The organism is Mesorhizobium huakuii (genome assembly GCF_014189455.1).
GTDB lineage: Bacteria > Pseudomonadota > Alphaproteobacteria > Rhizobiales > Rhizobiaceae > Mesorhizobium > Mesorhizobium huakuii_A.
In genome coordinates, this window is record NZ_CP050296.1 from 6,701,326 (window position 1) to 6,720,652 (window position 19,327).

A 19,327-nucleotide genomic window follows, 5' to 3' on the forward strand; every position below is an offset into this window, starting at 1 on the left:
CCGTCCGGACGCGCGCGGTCTGACTAAGTCAGCCCTGGGAGGATCAGTTCGTTCCCTTGCCGCCGCACTTGCCGGTGGCAACGTTGAAGTTGCCGCAGGACAAAGGCTTGCGCCAATCGGAGATCAGGTCCTTGGAATCCGGCAGGTAGTCGGACCATTCGTCGCCCATCACCAGGCCAGGTGTCTTCGAAACCGTTTCGAACTGGCCATTGGCCTGGATTTCACCGATCAGAACCGGCTTGGTGATGTGGTGGTTCGGCATCATCGTCGAATAGCCGCCGGTCAGGTTCGGCACCGAAACGCCGATCATGGCATCGATGACCTTGTCCGGATCGGTGGTGCCGGCCTTCTGGACCGCCTTCACCCACATATTGAAGCCGATATAATGGGCTTCCATCGGATCGTTGGTGGTGCGCTTGTTGTTCTTGATGAACTTGTGCCAGTCGGCGATGAACTTCTTGTTCTCAGGCGTGTTGACGCTCTCGAAATAGTTCCAGGCGGCGAGATGGCCGACCAGCGGCTTGGTGTCGAGACCGGCAAGCTCTTCCTCGCCGACCGAGAATGCCATGACCGGGATGTCCTCGGCCTTGATGCCCTGGTTGCCGAGTTCCTTGTAGAACGGCACGTTCGCGTCGCCGTTGACGGTCGAGACGACGGCGGTCTTCTTGCCAGCCGAGCCGAACTTCTTGATCGCCGAGACTTCGGTCTGCCAGTCGGAGAAACCGAACGGCGTGTAGTTGACCATGATGTCTTCAGCCGCGACGCCCTTGGACTTCAGATAGGCTTCCAGGATCTTGTTGGTGGTGCGCGGATAGACGTAGTCGGTGCCTTCCAGCACCCAGCGCTTCACCGAGCCGCCATCCTTGCTCATCAGATAGTCGACGGCCGGAATCGCCTGCTGGTTGGGCGCGGCACCGGTGTAGAACACGTTGCGTTCGCTTTCCTCGCCCTCATACTGGACGGGATAGAACAGGATGTTGTCGAGCTCGGAGAACACCGGCAGCACCGATTTGCGCGAGACCGAGGTCCAGCAGCCGAACACAGCCGCGACCTTGTCCTTCGAAATCAGCTCGCGCGCCTTTTCGGCGAACAGCGGCCAGTTGGAAGCCGGATCGACGACGACGGCCTCGAGCTTCTTGCCGAGCAGGCCGCCCTTGGCGTTCTGCTCGTCGATGAGCATCAGCATGGCGTCCTTCAGCGTCGTCTCCGAAATCGCCATGGTCCCCGACAGCGAATGGAGGATGCCGACCTTGATCGTGTCGTCTGCCGCCTTGGCGGGAGCCGACATCAACAGACCGGCGGCGACCACGCTTGCCGAAAACATTCTTGTTATTGTCGAGAAATTACCCCTCATACGGAAGACTCCCAAGCTGGTTGATTGCACCGCAACAATACAATGCAACCCCCATGCCAACCGCTGCAGGGATATTGAAAAACGATAAATAGCCAAGCGTTATCAGTCTGTTATTATATTAGATTGAACAAACCAAAGAGAGCCGGTTAAAAATTGGTTGAGAGAAATTTGCGCAGCGCACAAGGTATCTGCCTAATTTTCGCCCAATTTCACCAGATGCCTAGATTTTGAACTACGAGCCCATGCCGCGGACGACAAATGTTGCGGCACAGCGCAAAAATAGGGCAAGCTCGCGCCTCAACCGAGCGACGTCATGGCATCCCTGATTTCACGCATTTTTGTCGGCATAGTGCTTCTCGCGGCGGCGACCGGCGACGCCCGGGCCGACTTCAGCGACGGCAAGATGCCTGATGGCACCTATCACTGCGAAGTCTACCTGCTCGGCATGTTCCTCGACCTCGGAGACATCACGATCAAGGGGAACGTCTATACAGGGCCTGTAACCTTCGGAACCGCCCCGCAGGCTTACAACTATCAGATGAATGCAAACGGCGAGATCTCGTGGCTGGGACCGCTCGGCGGCTACACCGCCGGCGGCAACGCGCTGTCGATGACCCAGGCGACGCTGGATGGCCAGAACCCGCCCTCCTTCGACATCATCATGAAGCAGCCCGACGGCGCCTTCACCGCCTCGACCTGCACGCGGGGAGGCAGCCAATAGGCGAATCCCGGCGATAGCCACCTGAACGCCTGCGAACTTGCCTCTCATGTCATCTGGATGTTGCCGAAACTGGATAGGCAGCGGTGCGCCCGTCACCCATCCACATCGAGAGGCAGACACATGGCCAATTCCCCGTCTTCATCCTCCCCTGTCATTCGCGACATCATCGCCGAGCGCGTCTCGCGCCGGACCCTCCTGAAAGGCAGCCTTGCATCGGGCGCCCTGGTCGCTGGCGGCAGTTTTGTCGGCTCGTTGTTTGCCGGCGAGACACACGCGGCTGCGGCACTTTCCACGCTCGGCTTTCCCGAACTGAAGCGCGTCTACGACAAGACCCACGCCGCCGCCGAGGGCTATGAGACAACGATCGTTGCTCGCTGGGGTGATCCGCTTGTCGCCGGCCTGGCGGATTTCGACGGCAACACGATCGCCGCTGACGAACAGGAAAAGCGCTTCGGCTACAACTGCGACTACATCGCCTTCCTGCCGCTGCCCAAGGGCTCGGTGAACTCCGACCATGGCCTGCTGTGCGTCAACAACGAATACATCTCGCCCAATGTGATGTTTCCCGGCATGACCGAGGACGACGCCGGCAAGACTATGAACTAGGAACAGGTCGATCTCGGCCTGGCGGCGATGGGCCATTCGATCGTCGAAATCATGCTCAAGGACGGCAAGTGGCAAACCGTCGAGGACAGCCCGCTCAACCGCCGCATCACCGCCAACACCGAAATGACCGTCTCCGGACCGGTGGCCGGCCATGCGCTGCTCAAGACATCCGCCGACGCGACCGGCACGAAGGTGCTTGGCACCAGCTACAATTGCAGCGGCGGTTTTACCCCCTGGGGCACCGTTCTGACCTGCGAGGAAGGCGTTTCCGACCTGTTCGGTGGTGACCCGAAAAAGGCGCCGACCGCGGACATTCTCGCCCGCTACGGCTTTGACGGATCCGACATCTATGGCCGCGGCCGTTTCCATGACCGCTTCAACATCGACAAGGAACCGAACGAGCCGAACCGCTTCGATTGGGTGGTCGAGATCGACCCTTATGATCCCCAGTCGAAGCCGGTGAAGCGCACGGCCCTCGGGCGCATGTCGCATGAGGCGTCGACCGTCGTCCTCAACAAGGACGGCCGCGTCGTCGTCTACATGGGCGACGACGACTATTTCGAATACATGTACCGCTACGTCTCGAACAAGGCCTACGACAAGGCGAATCCGGCTTCCAGCAACGGCCTTCTTGACGATGGCGTGCTGTCGGTCGCCCGTTACGACGCCGATGGCTCGGTGACCTGGCTGCCGCTGGTTCACGGCCAGGGCAAGCTCACGGCGGACAACGGCTTTGCCGACCAGGCCGAGGTGCTGTTGAAGACACGGCTGGCGGCGGATGCCCTCGGCGCGACCCCGATGGACCGGCCGGAGGACATCGAGACCAATCCGGTCACCGGCCGCGTCTACGCCGTCATGACCAAGAACAAGAAGCGCGACGAATCCAAGGTCAATCCGGCCAACACGCGTCCCGAAAACCTCTGGGGCCACATTGTCGAACTGATCCCGCCTGGCGGCCGCGGCGCCGACGCCGACCACACCGCCGACAAATATGCCTGGGACCTGTTCGTGCTCTGCGGCAATCCCAAGGACGCGAAAGTTGGCGCCACCTTCCACCCCGACACGTCGGACAATGGCTGGTTCGTCTGCCCCGACAACATCACCTTCGACCCGGCCGGGCGGCTGTGGGTGGCGACCGACGGCGCCAATGATTTCGACCTGCCGGACGGCGTCTACGGCGTCGACACGGAAGGCGCGGCGCGTGGCTTGCCAAAGCTGCTGTTCACCTGCCCGCATGGCGCGGAAGCGACCGGCCCTTGCTTCACCCCGGATGGCACAACGCTGTTCCTTTCGGTCCAGCATCCCTCCGAGGATGCCGAAACGCTCGACAAGGCACAGTCGCTCTGGCCCGATTTCAAGGATGGCCAGCCGCCGCGCCATCGGTCGTCGCCATCCGCCGCAAGGACGGCCAGCCGGTCGGAGCCTGAGACCGCCAGGCCCACAAAAAGGCGCGGAACCCGGTCAGGTTCCGCGCCAGCAGGCAGTTGGGAGGGTGGGACTAGATGCTTCTCTCCGACATCTGGGCGGCGATGTAGTCGGCTTGGCGGATCGCCAGCGACACGATCGTCAGTGTTGGGTTTTCGGCAGCACCCGTCGTGAACTGGCTACCGTCCGACACGAACAGGTTCTTGATGTCGTGCGTCTGGCCATGCTTGTTGACGACGCCGTCCTGCGCCTTCTCGCTCATCCGGTTGGTGCCGAGATTGTGGGTCGAGGGATAGGGCGGCGTCGGGAAGGTGCGGGTAGCGCCGACCGCGTCGTAAAGTGCGGTGGCCTGCTTGTAGGCATGGTTGCGCATCGCCGTGTCGTTCGGGTGGTCGTCGAAATGCACGTCAGCGATCGGCATGCCATGCTCGTCCTTCTCGTCGGCATGCAGCGTGATGCGGTTCTCCTCGCGCGGCATATCCTCGCCGACGATCCACAGGCCGGCCATGTGGTCGTAATGGTCGAGCGCGGTGGTGAAGGAGCGCCCCCAGCCGCCCGGGTTGAGGAAAGCCGCCATGAACGGTAACCCAAGCGACAGCGTCTCGAACTCGTAGCCGCCGACGAAGCCGCGTGACGGATCATGGCGCGCCTCGTCGCGGATGATGCCGGCCATGGTGGTGCCGCGATACATGTGCACCGGCTTGTCGAAGATGGCGTAAACCGAGCCTGTGGTGTGGCGCATGTAGTTCTTGCCCACCTGCCCCGACGAATTGGCGAGGCCATGCGGGAACTTGGCTGATTGCGAATTGAGCAGCAGGCGCGGGCTTTCGATGGAGTTGCCGGCCACGGCGACGATGCGGGCCTTCTGCTCCTGCAGCTTGCCGTCCTTGTCGGCATAGACGACGCCGGTCACCTTGCCGCTGGCGTCGTGGTTGATCTTGATCACCATGGCGTTCGGCCGGACTTCGAGATGGCCTGTCGCCTCGCCCTTCGGGATCTCGGTGTAGAGCGTCGACCATTTGGCGCCCCATTTGCAGCCCTGGAAGCAGAACCCGGTCTGCTGGCAGGAGTTGCGGTCGTCGCGCTCGACCGAGTTGATGGCCATGTTGCCGGTATGGCATTCCTTGTAGCCGAGCTTGTCGGCGCCGGCCTTCAAGACCTTGAAATTGTTGTTGCCGGGCAATCTCGGCCAGTCATTGGTGCCGGTGACACCCATCTTGGCCTCGGCCTTGGCGTAATAGGGCTCCATTTCGGCCAGTGTCACCGGCCAGTCGAGAAGGTTTGCGCCCTTCACCTTGCCATAGGTCGTCGCCGTCTTGAACTCATGCTCCTGGAAGCGCAGCGAGGCACCGGCCCAGTGCGTGGTCGAGCCGCCAACCGACTTGACGATCCAGGCGGGCAGATTCGGGAAATCCTTCGCCACGCGCCAATCGCCGGATGTGGTGCGCTTGTCCTTCCAGGCGAGTTGGGCGAACGAATCCCACTCGTCATTGATGAAGTCCTCATATTCGTGGCGGGCGCCCGCCTCGAGGATGACGACGTCGATGCCCTTCTGTGCCAGTTCGTTGCCGAGCGTGCCGCCGCCGGCGCCGGAGCCGATGATGACGACCACACCGTCGTTCTTGAGATCAAATTGTGCTGCCATGGTTTCCTCCCATGAGATCGGTCAAAAGTGGTTTCGGACAGAGCGGCTCAGAGCCACTCGATGTCGTTGAAACCGCGCGCGATGTAGCCGCCCTTCGAATAGGACTCGCCCTCGTAACCGAAGATCGGCCACACCTCTTTCTGGTTGTAGAGACTAACGACAAGACCGCCGCGCACCGCCTGGAAGAAAGGCGTCTTCTCGATCTCGGTGAGCAGCGCCACGCGCTGTTCTTCCCAGCCGAGCCCGCGATAACCACCCTTGCCGGCCTTCTTGTCGAGTTCGGCAATGCCCTTCTCGATCAGCTCCTTGTGAGCAGGATCCTTGCCGGCTGTCTCATCATGGCCTTTGACGGCGATGGCGTAGTATTTGTCCGGCACCTGGTCGTGCGGATAGATATCACGCGCCACCTGGATCAGCGTCGCCATCGTCTCGGGCTTCAGCGCCGAGGTTTCCAGCCCCCAGGCGTGCTCCGGGCTGATGATGGCGCTGCCGGAAATGACAAGCAGCGCACCGACGCCGCCGCGTTTGAGCAGCTCGCGCCGTGACAGGCCGGGCTTCCTCTCATAGATCGTGACCATTTGTTCCTCCCTGCTTGCTGTTCGCACCCCTTGGGGTGTCTTTGCTGGCGCCGCGCTGGTCGGCGCGGCCGGTTGTCCCCTATTGGAAGCGCCCTCCACGCTGCAGGACCTCGATCTTGTAGCCGTCGGGATCCTCGATGAAGAAAAAGCGGGCGATCAGCGAACCGTCCCGGTCGAACTCGACGATCTTCTTCGGGTTGAGGCCAAGCGCGCCGAGGCGGTCGTGTTCGCTGTCGAGATCGGCGACCGAGACCGCGAGATGGCCGTAGCCATCGCCAAGCGCATAAGGCTCCTGCCGGCCCTTATTGACGGTCAACTCGACTTCGAAAGGCGTATCGGCATTGCTGAGGTAGATCAGCGTGAAGGTCTCGAAATCCAGCCGCTGGGCGACGCCGAGACCGAACGCCTTGTTGTAGAAATCGATGGACCGGGCCTCCTCGAGAACCCGGATCATGGTGTGGATCGCCTTCGCCAAATCAGACCCCGCAGCGTTCGTGCTTCGAAGGTGATTATGCGCGCCGGGGAGATAAGGTGGTGGCAGCCGATTACCACGCATAGGATCGAAAAACGGGTACATGCATTAAGGACGAAAGTCCGATTGCCGTTGTCGACCGTCCGGTCGAAAGTGCTATCGCAGGCAGTGATCAAAAGGCGCCGATGGCCCCGTCGACGCCCAAGACTAACAAAAACGGGAGGTTACGATGTGCAGAGTGTTTGCCGCACAGGATCCGGAAGGCTATCGCCAGATCAACCGGTCGATCCGCATCGATGGACATTCGACCAGCATCCAGCTCGAGGCGACGTTCTGGGCTTTGCTTGACGAAATCGCCGAAAGCCAGAGCCTGACGACGCCCAAATTCATCTCGAAGCTGTACGACGAAGCCATCGAGATCAATGGCGAGATTCCCAATTTCGCCTCCATGCTGCGCACCACCTGCGCGCTCTATCTGCGCGGCCATCGGCCTGCCATTGACGAGCGGATGGCGCTGAAGCAGGAAGCCGCCTAGCGCCCTTCCCGAGCGGTTTCGAACGCCAGCCGGCTCATATCGGTGAAAAGCGCCTGGCGCTCGGAATAGTCGGCCTGTTCGCCGGTAACCAGACTGTCAACGACGGTCAGCAGCGACAACGCCCTCGCGCCGAAATGCGCCGCGATGCGGTAGAGCGCACTGGTCTCCATGTCCACGGCCAGCGCTCCGAGCGCCTTTGCTTCGGCATAGCGGGTGCGCGCTTCAGGATGGTAGAATATGTCGGTGCAGGCTGTCAGGCCGGCGTGGTGGTCGATGCCGAGTTCGGCTGCCTTGGCCAATGCACAAGCGAGCAGGCCCGGATCCGGGCCGGCGTCGGCTTGGTAAAGGCCAAAGACCTGACCGCTCTCGGTGTTTTCCGGCCGTGCCGATTGCGAGATCACCAGGCTGCGCAGCTTGGCCTCGGCGCTCAGGCCGCCACAGGTCCCGGTACGGATCAATGTTCGGGCGCCATAATAGTCAAGCAATTCATGAACATAGATCAGGAACGATGAAACACCGATGCCCGTCGACTGAATGCTGATGGGCTGGCCGCGATAAAGGCCGGTATAACCGAGAGCACCCCGCCGGCGATTCACGCAGCGTGGCGCCTCCAGAAATGTCCGCGCCATCCATTCGGCGCGCTGCGGGTCACCCGGCAACAGCACCGTATCGGCGTAGTCGCCTTTGCCTGCTTCGATATGTGGCGTCAACCGCTGCTCCCCCAAGCCCGCTTGCCCTCTCACCTGCAATCATGGCGTTGTCAGGGCGCTGCGCAAGGCAGACCATCGGAGAAAGCTAAATTAGGACTCCAGCATATCCTTGACGATCGTCGCCAGTTGCTTGAGCGAGAACGGCTTCGGCAGGAAGCCGAAATGCGCGTCGGCCGGCAGGTTCCTGGCGAAGGCATCCTCGGCATAGCCGGACACAAAGACGAACTTGATGTCCGGCTGGCGCTTGCGCAATTCGCCAAGCAGGGTCGGCCCATCCATCTCAGGCATCACCACATCCGAAACGACGATGTCGACCTTGCCGCCCAGGGCTTCGAAGACTTCCAGCGCCTCGACGCCGGAGGATGCCTCATGCACCGTGTAGCCACGCGAGGTCAGCGCCCGCATGCCACCCATGCGCACGGCATCCTCATCCTCGACCAGCAGCACCGTGGCCGACCCCGACAGGTCCTTGGTGCTGTCGACCGGTTTGACCGGCGCGGCACTCGGCGCGTCCCCGGGTTCGGCCGCTTTCTTCGCTTCCGCGATGTGACGCGGCAGGAAGATGCGGAAGGTCGACCCCTTGCCGACTTCGGAATCGCAGAAAATGAAGCCGCCGGTCTGCTTGATGATGCCGTAGACCATGGACAAGCCAAGGCCCGTACCCTTGCCGACCTCCTTGGTGGTGAAGAACGGCTCGAAGATCTTCTTCAGCACGTCGGGCGCGATGCCGCTGCCAGTGTCCTCGACCTCGACCACGACATAGTCGGCCACGGCGAGTTCGCGATATGGGAAGGTCTTGCATTCCTCGGCGGTGACGTTGCGGGTGCGCACGGTGAGATCGCCGCCGGCAGGCATCGCGTCGCGCGCATTGACCGCCAGATTGACCACCACCTGCTCGAACTGGCCGATATCGACCTTGACCGGCCACAGGTCGCGGCCGTGGTCGATCTTCAGCTTGATGTCGTTGCCGACCAGGCGGGCAAGCAGCATCCTGAGATCGGCGAGCACGTCGGTGAGGTTCAGCACTTCCGGCCGCAGCGTCTGCTTGCGCGAGAAGGCCAGCAACTGCCTGACCAGCGAAGCCGCCCGGTTGGCATTCTGCTTGATATTCATGATGTCGGGGAAGGACGGATCCGACGGCCGGTGATTGGTCAACAAAGGTCCGACGCCATGATGATGGCGGTCAGCACATTGTTGAAGTCGTGGGCGATGCCGCCGGCGAGCTGGCCGACCGCCTGCATCTTCTGGCTTTGCGCCATCTGCCCTTCGAGCGCCTTCTGCTCGGTCGTCTCGACGGCGTAGACGATGGCCGATTCCTCGGCGCCCTCGCCGCCGGTGCCGTCGGCGACGGCGTTGACGTAGAAACGGATGTGCCGGTCTTCGTTGCCGGGCAGGACGGTGTCGATCGGCTCGATGTCGGCCTGCCGCTGCCGGGCTTTCTCGAATGCGGCGGCAAAGGCCGGCCGCTCACGCTCATGGATTACCGTGTCGAGCCGCACGCGGCGATCCACGGCGTCCCGGTCGACGACCGAGGCAAACAGCGACAGGAAGGGCGCATTGGTGCGCAGGATGCGCCCGCTGGCATCGACGCCCGCGATCGCCATCGGCGTCGAATTGAAGAAGCGGGTGAAGCGCACTTCCGAGGCGCGCAGATCGGCCGACGCATCCTCGCCCTGCGTGCGGTTGAGCACGATCGTACGCGTCGGGCCGCCGATACCTTCTCGGCTGGCCGAAACGCGATGCATGAAGCGCACGGGCAGCGCTTGCCCCGTCATCGTCGTCAGGTCGAGATCGATGACCGCGTTGCGCGTCGTGCCGGGGTCGGCCTTGACCGAGCGCACCAGCGCCATGCCGTCGCCGGCAACGATATCCGGCAAGGTCACTGCGCCAGGCGTGAAACTGGCAAGATCGATGCCCAGCCATTCCGCGAGCGTGGCGTTGATGTAGGTGACGCGGCCGTCCTGGTCGGCGGAAAAGAAGCCTGCCGGGGCGTGGTCGAGGTGATCGATGGCCTTCTGCAGATCGAGGAAGAAACGCTCCTGCTCGGCCCGTTCCTGAGAAATGTCGGCGAGTTGCCAGGCCAGCATCGGCAACCGCTGGCCCGGAACGCTGAAGGTGCGGGCACGCGCCCTGTACCAGCGGGCGCCCGGTTCGGCGCCGGGCCGGATCGATTGCGCCAGCCGAAACTCGCCGTCGCCTGGCTGGCCGTCACGCAGGCCGGAGGCCAGCCGGTAAATGGTCACCGAGGCCTCGGGAACATCCGAAAGCAGCCCTTCGACCGTCTTGAGGTCGGCGGCCGAGGACGCTCCGGTCATGTCGGCATAGGCCCGGTTGGCGTAGACGACGCGGCCCTTGGTGTCGGTGACGAGCAGGCCTTGCGCCATCGAATCAACGAACGCCTTGGACAGTTCATCACCGGTCGAGCGCGGCGTGACCTGGACGAAGCCGATCGCGGTGGCGAACAGGAAGCCGACGCCGATCATCGCCAGCACGCCGAGCATGCCAAGCAGGAAGGGATCGCCGAGGCGCTCGCGGAACAGGCCGAAGACGATCGCGGCGCCCGTCAGAACGACGATGAAGATGATGAGCCGGGTGACCGCGCCCGGGCGCGTGTTCTGGTCGACGATCGGTACCGGATAGAAATCGCCGCGCGCTTCCTTGGCCATATGCCCCCTGCTCGTGAAGTCCGATGTTCCGACACCCGCCCCTAATGCATGTCGCCCAAAAGTGACTTCGGTTTTGGGAAAACGACATGCATGAAACAAGGACCTGAAGCGCGTCGCATGAATCGGCTTCAGCGCGACGCGCTTTAGCCGGTTGAATCACATTCTCCTAGCCCGGAAAAGGCCCGGGCGGCAAATGTCAGATAAAAATGATGCTGGCCGGCCTTCCCAGTGTTTCAAGCTGTTCACGATGCGTGAAAGGCAACTTGCGGTGGCCCGCCGCAACGGTCTAGTGTCGCGTCACTTTCCAAACCGATCAGGGGGAAACCAATGCAGTGGCTGGATAGCGTGGCGGGCCCTGGTTATGCGGCGGCACTCCTGTGGACCTTCGCGGCGCTGATCCTGTTGGTCATCGTGCTCGTCATCATCAGGCTCGTGCGCAACCTGACATTCGGCACGTTTGTCGCGGGTGGCCGGAACCGCAAGACCCGGCTCGCGGTCATGGACGCCACCGCCGTCGACAGCCATCGCCGGCTGGTGCTGGTGCGCCGCGACGACATCGAGCATCTGCTTCTCATCGGCGGCCCGACCGATGTCGTTGTCGAACGCGACATACGCCTTGCCGCGCCACGCCGTCCGGCGCTGACCGGAGATGGCGGCCTGCAGCCTGTCCCGGCCACCGCGCCCCGGCGGCAAAACCGCGGCCGCCTCAGCCGGCTCCCGCACCGGCACGACCGGCACCGCAGCCGGCCGCGGCGGCGGCGCCTGCCCGCCCGCGCCCGGCAGCGCCACCACCAGCGCCTGCGCCCGCACCGAAACCGGTGGCGCAAACCTATCAGTCGACCAACGTCACGCCGCTGCCTGCTTACGGCTCCGCCAACGCCAATGCCATCAGGCACGCGCCACTGCCGCCGCCAAGGCAGGAGAGCATCGACGACGCGCTGATGAAGGACCTGGAGGTTTCGCTCGACCAGCCGCGCTCCGGCGGCCCGGTCGGCAAACCGGCAGCCAAGGCGCCGCAGTCGCTCGACGATGAAATGACCAAGCTTCTGGGCGAACTTTCAAGCCAGAAGAGATGATTGGCGCCCGATACGCTTCCGCGTGACGCAATGGATTTGTCACGCACTATCAAAAATGGCCGGAAAACCCGGCCATTTTTTTGATAACAACTTCACTGCAACTGCCCTGAGATGCGGCCCAGAAGCAATCCGTCAGTCGTCGCGATAGACTTTTTCGCGGCGCTCATGCCGTTCCTGCGCTTCGATCGACAAGGTGGCGATCGGGCGGGCGTCGAGCCGCTTCAGCGCGATCGGCTCGCCAGTTTCCTCGCAATAGCCGTAAGTGCCTTCATCGATGCGCTGCAGCGCCGAATCGATCTTTGAGATGAGCTTTCGCTGACGATCGCGAGCCCTGAGCTCGATGGCGCGGTCCGTTTCCGAAGAGGCGCGATCCGCGAGATCGGGGTGGTTGGCGTTTTCCTGCTGCAGGATTTCGAGAGTTTCGCGCGCTTCGCGCAGTATGTCATTTTTCCAGGTGACGAGCTTTAGGCGGAAGTAGGATTTCTGCCGTTCGTTCATGAACGGCTCGTCTTCGGAGGGTACGTAATCGGCGGTAACGATGTCGTTCATTCGACTCACCCAAACAGCCCCAAATTTGGCGCCTATATATTCGCCGCCAGACGCCTGCACAAGCGCAATCGGCCACCGAGTCACGCATTTGTTAAAGCACCCTTGCGGCGCTGGTCGGAGCGGGATGCCTCTGATTCGACGGAGAAAGTGCCCTCGACCCTTTGCCAACCTGCCTCGTGCGTGATCCATTGCCCGGGGAACACGCACCATTGTGCGCCACGCGCTTCTTATGGCTAATCGCGTATGGCTTCGGCTTTCGACATCATTGGAGGTTGGGTGAGCAGGCTCTATCTGTTGCGACACGCCAAGGCTGGCTGGGCGCTGCCCGGCATGCGCGATTTCGATCGACCGCTTGACGCATCCGGTCGCGCCGATGCCGAGATGATGGGCGCCGCCATGCGCTCACGCGGCTATGTCCCCGACCTGACATTGTGCTCCAATGCCAAGCGCGCCAAGGAAACGCTCGAAGGCCTGGCCGGCCAGACCGATACCGGCAAGGTCCTGTTTTTCGACACGCTCTACAGCGAAGACGCGGCCGGTTATCTTCGTCTTATCCGGGAGCATGGCGGGCCGGGTTCACTGCTGGTCATCGGCCACAACCCGATGACGGAGGATCTTGCCATGGCGGTTTCGGGCGACGGCGACGAGACGGCACGTGCCACACTCAATCATGGCTTCCCGACCTCGGGCCTGGCGGTCGTGCGTTTCCTGGACGATCTGGCGAAAGCCGCCCAGGAAGCGGGTTATCTCGAAGCGTTTCTGACGCCGGCCGATCTTTGATACCGGTGCCGGCGCCATTTCAAAGCCGGGTTCCAACGCCTATATCGGACGGACCGAGGCCCGAGAGATCACATTTTGGCATCATCGCTGACCACCTTCACCGACGAGGCAAGAATTGCCCTCGATACGCTGTCGGGACGCGCCACCGGGCTTTTTTCTCCGTCGCTGCGGTTGGGCGTTACAGGCCTTTCGCGCGCGGGCAAGACGGTGTTCATCTCCGCGCTGGTCCACAATCTGATCCACGGCGGGCGCCTGCCGCTATTCGAGGCGCAGAAATCCGGGCGCATCGCGCGCGCCTTCCTCGAAGAGCAGCCTGACGACGCCGTACCGCGTTTCCAGTACGAGGACCACATCGCCGCCTTGGTCAACGACCGTGCCTGGCCCGATCCGACGCGCGCCATCTCGGAACTGCGGCTGACCATCGAATATGAATCGGCCTCCGGCTGGAGCCGCATGTTCTCGTCAGGCAAACTGTCGGTCGACATCGTCGACTATCCCGGCGAATGGCTGCTCGACCTGCCGCTGCTCGGCAAATCCTTCGCCGATTTTTCATGCGAGGCCATCGACATGGCCGCTCTGCCGGTGCGCGAGGATCTTTCGCGGGCCTGGCGGGCGATCTCGGCGGAAATCGACCCGAATGCCGACGCCGACGAAATGACGGCGCGCCGCCTGGCCGAAAGCTTCGCCGCCTATCTCAAGGCCTGCAAGCTCGACGAACGCGCGCTTTCGACCTTGCCGCCCGGCCGTTTCCTCATGCCTGGCGATCTCGAGGGCTCCCCCGCGCTGACCTTCGCGCCGCTGGCCGGCCTCGACAGGCGTCCGCGCCCGGGATCGCTGCACGCCATGATGGAAAGGCGCTACGAGGCCTACAAGACGCATGTCGTCAAACCCTTCTTCCGCGAACACATCACCCGCCTGGACCGCCAGATCGTGCTGATCGATGCCATGCAGGCGCTGAACGCCGGCCCCGGCGCCATGGCCGACCTCGAGCGCGCCGTGACCGAGATCCTCAGCTGTTTCCGCCCCGGCCGGGGCAGCTTCCTCACCGACCTGTTTTCGCGGCGCATCGATCGCATACTGGTCGCCGCGACCAAGGCCGACCACCTGCACCACGAAAGCCATGACCGGTTGCAGGCCATCGTGCGGCGGCTGGCCGACCGCGCCGTGGCGCGGGCGAATTTCACCGGCGCCGACGTCGATGTGGTCGCCATGGCGGCGGTGCGGGCGACCCGCGAAGGCACGGTCAAGCAGGGCCGCGAGACCTTGCCCGTCATCATCGGCACGCCGATCGCCGGCGAGAGGATCAACGGCGAAACGTTTGATGGAAAGACCGAAACTGCCATATTTCCCGGCGACTTACCGGACAAGATTGATGCGGTGTTCGACATCTCCGGCCCGGACCACCGGCAGGATTCCGAGGACCCGGCAATCCGCTTTGTCCGATTCCGTCCGCCAAAACTCGAACGCACGGCCGAAGGCGTCACGCTGTCTTTGCCGCATATCAGGCTCGACCGCGCCTTGCAGTTCCTGATCGGAGACCATCTGGCATGACCCTGCCCCGCAAGCCGGCGGCCTTCCGCATCGAGTCGGAAGCCGCGCCAACACAAGAGGCGCCAAAGGCGCGCCAGGCCGAGCTCTCGCGCAAACCCCGCGTGATGAAGACCGATGTCGCGCTGGTCATACCGGCGGAAGTCGACGTTTTCGACGAGCCCGACATAATTGCCGCCGAACCGCCGCCGGCGATCGCCCCCAGAAAGCGCTCGCTATTCGGCAGCATCTTCTTCGGCGCCATCGGCGTGCTGGTTTCGCTGGCCGTCGGCTTGTGGACCGACCAACTGATCCGCGACCTCTTCGCCCGTGCCGAATGGCTGGGCTGGCTGGCCGCCGGCATGGCCGCTATCGCATTGCTGGCGCTTCTGGTGATCCTGATTCGCGAATTCCTGGCGATCGCCCGCCTTGCCGAAGTCGAAAAACTGCAAAAACGCGCGCTCGACGCCATCGCCCGCGACGATCCCAAGGCGGCACGATCGGTGGTCGACGAGCTTTCGGCTTTCGTCGCGGCCAAGCCGGAAACCGCAGCAGGCCGGCGGGCGCTGGCCGAACTGCGCGGCGAAATCATCGACGGCGGCAATCTGGTGCGCCTGGCTGAAGCGGAGATTCTCGGCCCTCTGGACGCGAGAGCCAAGGTGATGATTCTCGAGGCCGCCAAACGCGTCTCGCTGGTGACGGCGGTCAGCCCGCGCGCGCTCGTCGATGTCGCCTATGTCGTGTTCGAGGCCGGACGCCTCATCCGCCGTCTCTCGGAACTCTATGGCGGACGCCCGGGAACGCTGGGTTTCTTCCGCCTGGCGCGCAGCGTGCTGGCGCATCTGGCGGTCACCGGTTCGATCGCCGTCGGCGACAGTTTCGTCCAGCAGATCGTCGGCCACGGCCTGGCGGCACGGCTTTCGGCAAAACTTGGCGAGGGCGTCGTCAACGGCATGATGACGGCGCGCATCGGCATCGCGGCGATGGAAACGGCGCGCCCCCTGCCCTTCAGCGCCGCGAAGCGCCCGGGACTGGGCGATTTCCTCTCGGCACTGACATCGTTTGCCACGAAGAAGGACACCGAGACGCCCGGCCCCGGCAAATAGCGTTTTGCTCTTCGAGACGGTGAATGGATCGCGGTTTCGAGGCCCCTCAGTGACGAAGCATTAACCAATCTTCTTCATGGTCAGACCGGTTCCAAACAGCCTCTTTGTTGCCGGGTGTCGTCGATGAAAAGCGTAATTCTGTCCAGCGTCCTTCCCCTGGCCGTCGCGATCACAACAGTCGTCGGTGTCGCCTCGGGAGCTTCCGCTACAGAGCCGGACAAGCAGTTCTTCCAGTCGGCCGAAGGCAAATGGGTTGGCCCGGGCGAAATCGTCGCCGGCAAGTACAAGGGCACGAAATTCAACTGCAGCTTCACCGGCTCGACGCCGGACGGCAAGATGGGCATGACGCTCGACGGCGGCTGCCGGGTCGGCATGTTCACCCAGCAGATGTCGGCCAAGATCGAGCGCAAGGGCCGCGATTACAAAGGTTCCTTCATGGGTGGCGCGGACGGTGCCGGCCTCGACATCATCGGCGGCAACGTTGTCGATGCCCGCAAAGTGGTCTTCACCATCAACCGCAACCAGTTGCGCGGAGTCATGCAGGCCCGTATTCCCGACGACAATTCGATGACCGTGACGGTTGCCGTGCGTGTCCAGGACCAGCTGGTGCCGGTCATCGGCATGAGCTTGAAGCGCGTCGATGCCGTCGAAGTCGGCTCCATCACGCCGAACTGAGCGCCTATCGCGCTCTACCCCTGACACATCCCCAAAAGCAAAGAGGCGGCAGCCCATCGCTACCGCCTCCCTGAACCAGTCGAATCAGGCGCTTAGCCCTTGATGGCGGCCGTCACCTCGTCATACGCCTTGCAGGCGTCGGCGAGCGTCGTGGCGCCCTGGTACTTGGTTGTCACCGCCTGGACCTTGGCGGTCAGGTCAGCTGCCTTGGACGGATCCTTGGTGATCGCTTCCTGCAGCGCGGCAGCCATGTCCTGCGCCTTCTTGGTCGCGATCTCGGCCGTGCATTCAGGTGCCTTCGAACAGGCCGAACCGGCAAGCACCGCCAGGCCGACGGCAACAAGCAAAAACTTCTTCATGTCACTCATCTCCTCAAAAGGGCGCGACTTGATCGTCGCTCACCCTCCAATGGCCGAAGCCGAGCGTCCTTAGCCTTCGATTGTGGCAACAAGCAACGCGCGCATGGCGTAAACTTGTGTAACGCGCCTGCAATATTGTCTGGGCCGGATTCAGGCTACTGTGTCAGCGGCGGCAAAGTTTAGTTGCGCGGCTGTAGCAGCGCCAGGACGGCCGTCGATGCGGCAAGGATAGCAGTCACGGTCAAAGGCGCTGTAGGGCCATAGGTGTCCACCGCATAGCCGCCGGCAACCGCGCCGATGGTGATGGCGACCTGAAAAGAGGCGACCATCAGGCTGCCCGCGGCTTCGAGCGCGTCCGGCGCTGCGCGAGACAAATTTGTCGGCAGCACCACCGGCGCCATGCCGAAGGCGAAGCCCCACAGCGTAGCGAAGCCAAAGGCAACGCCAATGTGCACGCCCCAAAGCACCAATGCCAGCGCCGCAAACGCCATCAATGCGGCGGTAACCACGAGAGCCACGCGGATATTGGCGTCGGCCATGCGGCCACCGGCAATATTGCCGATCACTGCGGCGATGCCAAATCCGAGCAACGCCAGGGCAATTGGCCCGGTTGCAAGGAGCGTCACATGTTCGAGAAAGGGACGCACATAGACCGAGCCGGCAAAATGCCCCGTCATCAGCAAAAGAATAGCAAGCATACCAAGTTGGATGCCACGCCGCCGTGTCAGCCGAAGGACGTCTGCAAGGCTATTGCTCGCCGTTGCAGGCAAAGACGGTAGGCTAAGCAATTGCAGCAACATGGCAACCACGGCCAGCCCCGCTGTCATGGCCATGGCGCTGCGCCATCCCAGCCAGTCGCTGATCAGCGCACCCATCGACGGTGCCGCAATGGTGGCGAGCGAGACGCCGAGGGTGACGATAGCCATGCCCCTACCTGTCGCATTGGCGCCAACCAGCCTCGCGACGACGGCGACCGAAAGCGCCCAGAAAGCGCTGAGAGCGATTCCCAGCCCGGCCCGGCCTAACAACAGCAGCCAGAAATTGGGCGCCAGCGCCGCAAGAATATTGGAAGCGACCGCTAGGGCCATGAGGCCAACCAGCACCGTCTTGCGGTTCAATCGGCCGATCAGAACATTGCTCAACATGGCCGTCACGGCGCCGACAGAAGCGGTGGCGGTGACGACCTGTCCGGCCGTTCCCTCGCTGATGCCGAGATCGCGCGCCATTGGCGTCAGCAGACCTGCCGGCAGAAATTCGGCTGAGACCAGGGCAAAGCTGGTGGCCGCCAATGAAATGACCGCGAACCAGGTGGTTGCGCTCCACGCGGCAGGCGCAGCGGCATCAACGTCTATCGCCGCGTCTTCAAGCTGTAATGTTGTGTCAGTCACGGAAAGATCTCCAAAGTTTGGAGATCTTCATAAACGAGTCTTCTCGGATGATATGTATCTCAAAATCCGAAATCCATGTCTATTCGTCCGGGATTTGTGCGACGCACAACGCCTGGCGAGACATTGGTGATGCGCTTGAAGGCGCGAGCGAAGGACGCCTCGGAATCATAGCCCAAGCGGGTAGCAACCTCGGCCACCGACAAGCCGTTTTGCCCCAACAACTCGCGGGCAAGCTGCATGCGCAAACGGGCGAGATAGCGTGCAGCACCCTCTCCCAGTATAGCGCTGAAGCGCTCGGCGAAAATCGAGCGCGATTGGCCTGCCAGGCTGGCGAGGCTTTCGAGCGTCCAGTTATGGCCGGGGTCTCTGTGCATGGCTGCCAGAGCGCGGCCAATATGGGGGTCGCGGATGGCAGCGAGCCAACCGGTGGTCGAAGCTCCCGTACAATTGACCCAGCAGCGAATGAGCCGGGCCGTCAGCAAGTCCGCCATACGCGACAAGATGGTGGCGCTGCCCATCTGCGGTTGCGCGGCCTCCGCGGTCATGGCCGCCAGCAACGGACCAACCACCGGGTCATTGCCGGCCACGTCGCAACCCTTGATGATAGGCGGCATCAGCGTGATCAATGGGTTTAACGCACAGGTGCCTAAGGCCATTGAGCCGCAGAAAAGGGTGCTTGTCGCGCCCGTGCCTTCCCGTACGACTTCGCAGACGTTGCTCCCCAACTTGGTTACCCGGCAATCATCGAGCGAGCCGCCTGCAACGTCCGGCGCGCTGGCCAGCCGATGGCCGATGCCTTGCGGCAGCAGCGCCAGATCGCCATCGCGCAACTCCTGCCAGCCTTGCGCTTCGGTATGGATCCAGCAAGGACCCTGACCGACAAAGTGAAAACGAAGCAGCGATTGTTGCGGAAACTCTATGCTCCAAGGATGTCGGAGCTCGCAGCGGCCATAACTGACGCCGCTCAAGCGAAAGTCTTGTAGGACTTCGCTGAGCGCATCCATCGGAATATGGGACGGCGGAGACGGCCGGGACGAATGGATAGTCATCCCGCCGATATAGACACCGATCGTCCGGCAGGCAAGCGGAGACGGTTGTTCCACCAGGGGAAACGCTTCAACGGCACCTACCCGTCCTGGCAGGCTCCCCGCCCTT

17 protein-coding genes and 2 pseudogenes are annotated in these 19,327 nt (G+C 62.7%); 9 read left to right on the top strand and 10 right to left on the bottom strand.

Annotation, left to right across the window (positions count from 1 at the left end):
• Nucleotides 1–43: 43 nt before the first annotated feature.
• On the bottom strand, nucleotides 44–1,324 hold the full coding sequence (gene urtA, locus HB778_RS32895; protein WP_244661725.1) for an urea ABC transporter substrate-binding protein: 1,281 nt from the start codon (nucleotides 1,322–1,324) through the stop codon (nucleotides 44–46).
• Between the two features lie 343 nt (nucleotides 1,325–1,667).
• On the opposite strand from urtA, the gene HB778_RS32900 reads away from it, so the two are divergent.
• Nucleotides 1,668–2,075: a hypothetical protein gene (locus HB778_RS32900; protein ID WP_183459932.1), complete on the top strand. Its 408-nt coding sequence runs from the start codon at nucleotides 1,668–1,670 to the stop codon at nucleotides 2,073–2,075.
• A gap of 120 nt (nucleotides 2,076–2,195) precedes the next feature.
• Nucleotides 2,196–4,280 (top strand): annotated as a pseudogene (locus HB778_RS32905) (PhoX family protein).
• Here the strand turns inward: HB778_RS32905 and HB778_RS32910 are convergent.
• The 3 genes from HB778_RS32910 to HB778_RS32920 form a co-directional block, all read right to left on the bottom strand.
• Nucleotides 4,180–5,751 (bottom strand): GMC family oxidoreductase, encoded by a 1,572-nt coding sequence (locus HB778_RS32910; RefSeq protein WP_183459934.1) that lies wholly within the window; start codon nucleotides 5,749–5,751, stop codon nucleotides 4,180–4,182. The pseudogene HB778_RS32905 and the gene HB778_RS32910 overlap by 101 nt on opposite strands.
• 47 nt (nucleotides 5,752–5,798) lie before the next feature.
• Complete coding sequence (locus HB778_RS32915; RefSeq protein WP_183459936.1) at nucleotides 5,799–6,329, bottom strand: gluconate 2-dehydrogenase subunit 3 family protein; 531 nt, start codon at nucleotides 6,327–6,329, stop codon at nucleotides 5,799–5,801.
• 79 nt (nucleotides 6,330–6,408) lie between these two features.
• A complete protein-coding gene (locus HB778_RS32920; RefSeq protein WP_183459938.1) occupies nucleotides 6,409–6,804 on the bottom strand; it encodes a VOC family protein in 396 nt (131 codons plus the stop codon).
• A 226-nt stretch (nucleotides 6,805–7,030) separates the two neighbouring features.
• Here HB778_RS32920 and HB778_RS32925 point away from each other — a divergent pair, with 226 nt between their 5' ends.
• Complete coding sequence (locus HB778_RS32925) at nucleotides 7,031–7,336, top strand: ribbon-helix-helix domain-containing protein (RefSeq protein ID WP_183459939.1); 306 nt, start codon at nucleotides 7,031–7,033, stop codon at nucleotides 7,334–7,336.
• On the opposite strand, the gene HB778_RS32930 is transcribed toward HB778_RS32925, so the two are convergent.
• Together HB778_RS32930 and cckA are read right to left on the bottom strand one after the other, a co-directional pair.
• A complete protein-coding gene (locus HB778_RS32930; protein WP_183459941.1) occupies nucleotides 7,333–8,046 on the bottom strand; it encodes a DeoD-type purine-nucleoside phosphorylase in 714 nt (237 codons plus the stop codon). The two genes, HB778_RS32925 and HB778_RS32930, sit on opposite strands and share 4 nt — an antisense overlap.
• A 90-nt stretch (nucleotides 8,047–8,136) precedes the next feature.
• Nucleotides 8,137–10,712: pseudogene (gene cckA, locus HB778_RS32935) on the bottom strand (cell cycle histidine kinase CckA).
• 327 nt (nucleotides 10,713–11,039) lie between these two features.
• Between cckA and HB778_RS32940 the strand changes: the two are divergent.
• Entirely contained in the window at nucleotides 11,040–11,654 is a 615-nt protein-coding gene (locus tag HB778_RS32940) for a flagellar biosynthetic protein FliO (RefSeq protein ID WP_244661726.1), read from the top strand.
• On the top strand, nucleotides 11,654–11,788 hold the full coding sequence (locus tag HB778_RS42935) for a hypothetical protein (protein WP_280515936.1): 135 nt from the start codon (nucleotides 11,654–11,656) through the stop codon (nucleotides 11,786–11,788). Before HB778_RS32940 ends, HB778_RS42935 begins: the two co-directional genes overlap by 1 nt.
• Nucleotides 11,789–11,920: 132 nt before the next feature.
• Here the strand turns inward: HB778_RS42935 and dksA are convergent, their stop codons facing one another.
• Nucleotides 11,921–12,337 carry an RNA polymerase-binding protein DksA gene (gene dksA, locus HB778_RS32945; protein WP_006202025.1) on the bottom strand — a complete coding sequence of 139 codons (417 nt, stop codon included), beginning with the start codon at nucleotides 12,335–12,337 and terminating at the stop codon, nucleotides 11,921–11,923.
• Between the two features lie 276 nt (nucleotides 12,338–12,613).
• Here dksA and HB778_RS32950 point away from each other — a divergent pair, with 276 nt between their 5' ends.
• The 4 genes from HB778_RS32950 (at nucleotide 12,614) to HB778_RS32965 (ending at nucleotide 16,425) form a co-directional block, all read left to right on the top strand.
• Entirely contained in the window at nucleotides 12,614–13,117 is a 504-nt protein-coding gene (locus HB778_RS32950) for a SixA phosphatase family protein (RefSeq protein ID WP_096446421.1), read from the top strand.
• 75 nt (nucleotides 13,118–13,192) lie between these two features.
• A complete protein-coding gene (locus HB778_RS32955) occupies nucleotides 13,193–14,668 on the top strand; it encodes a YcjX family protein (RefSeq protein ID WP_183459943.1) in 1,476 nt (491 codons plus the stop codon).
• Nucleotides 14,665–15,750 carry a YcjF family protein gene (locus tag HB778_RS32960; RefSeq protein WP_183459945.1) on the top strand — a complete coding sequence of 362 codons (1,086 nt, stop codon included), beginning with the start codon at nucleotides 14,665–14,667 and terminating at the stop codon, nucleotides 15,748–15,750. Before HB778_RS32955 ends, HB778_RS32960 begins: the two co-directional genes overlap by 4 nt.
• 123 nt (nucleotides 15,751–15,873) lie before the next feature.
• Nucleotides 15,874–16,425: a hypothetical protein gene (locus tag HB778_RS32965; protein ID WP_183459947.1), complete on the top strand. Its 552-nt coding sequence runs from the start codon at nucleotides 15,874–15,876 to the stop codon at nucleotides 16,423–16,425.
• A gap of 92 nt (nucleotides 16,426–16,517) precedes the next feature.
• Here HB778_RS32965 and HB778_RS32970 read toward each other — a convergent pair whose 3' ends face one another.
• The 3 genes from HB778_RS32970 to HB778_RS32980 form a co-directional block, all read right to left on the bottom strand.
• The gene (locus HB778_RS32970) at nucleotides 16,518–16,784 is read right to left on the bottom strand and encodes a hypothetical protein (protein ID WP_095200069.1); all 267 of its coding nucleotides are present in this window, start codon (nucleotides 16,782–16,784) and stop codon (nucleotides 16,518–16,520) included.
• A gap of 179 nt (nucleotides 16,785–16,963) precedes the next feature.
• Complete coding sequence (locus HB778_RS32975) at nucleotides 16,964–18,172, bottom strand: MFS transporter (protein WP_183459949.1); 1,209 nt, start codon at nucleotides 18,170–18,172, stop codon at nucleotides 16,964–16,966.
• A gap of 59 nt (nucleotides 18,173–18,231) precedes the next feature.
• Nucleotides 18,232–19,221, bottom strand: a complete 990-nt coding sequence (locus HB778_RS32980) for an AraC family transcriptional regulator (protein ID WP_183465308.1) — start codon at nucleotides 19,219–19,221, stop codon at nucleotides 18,232–18,234.
• Between the last annotated feature and the right edge of the window lie 106 nt (nucleotides 19,222–19,327).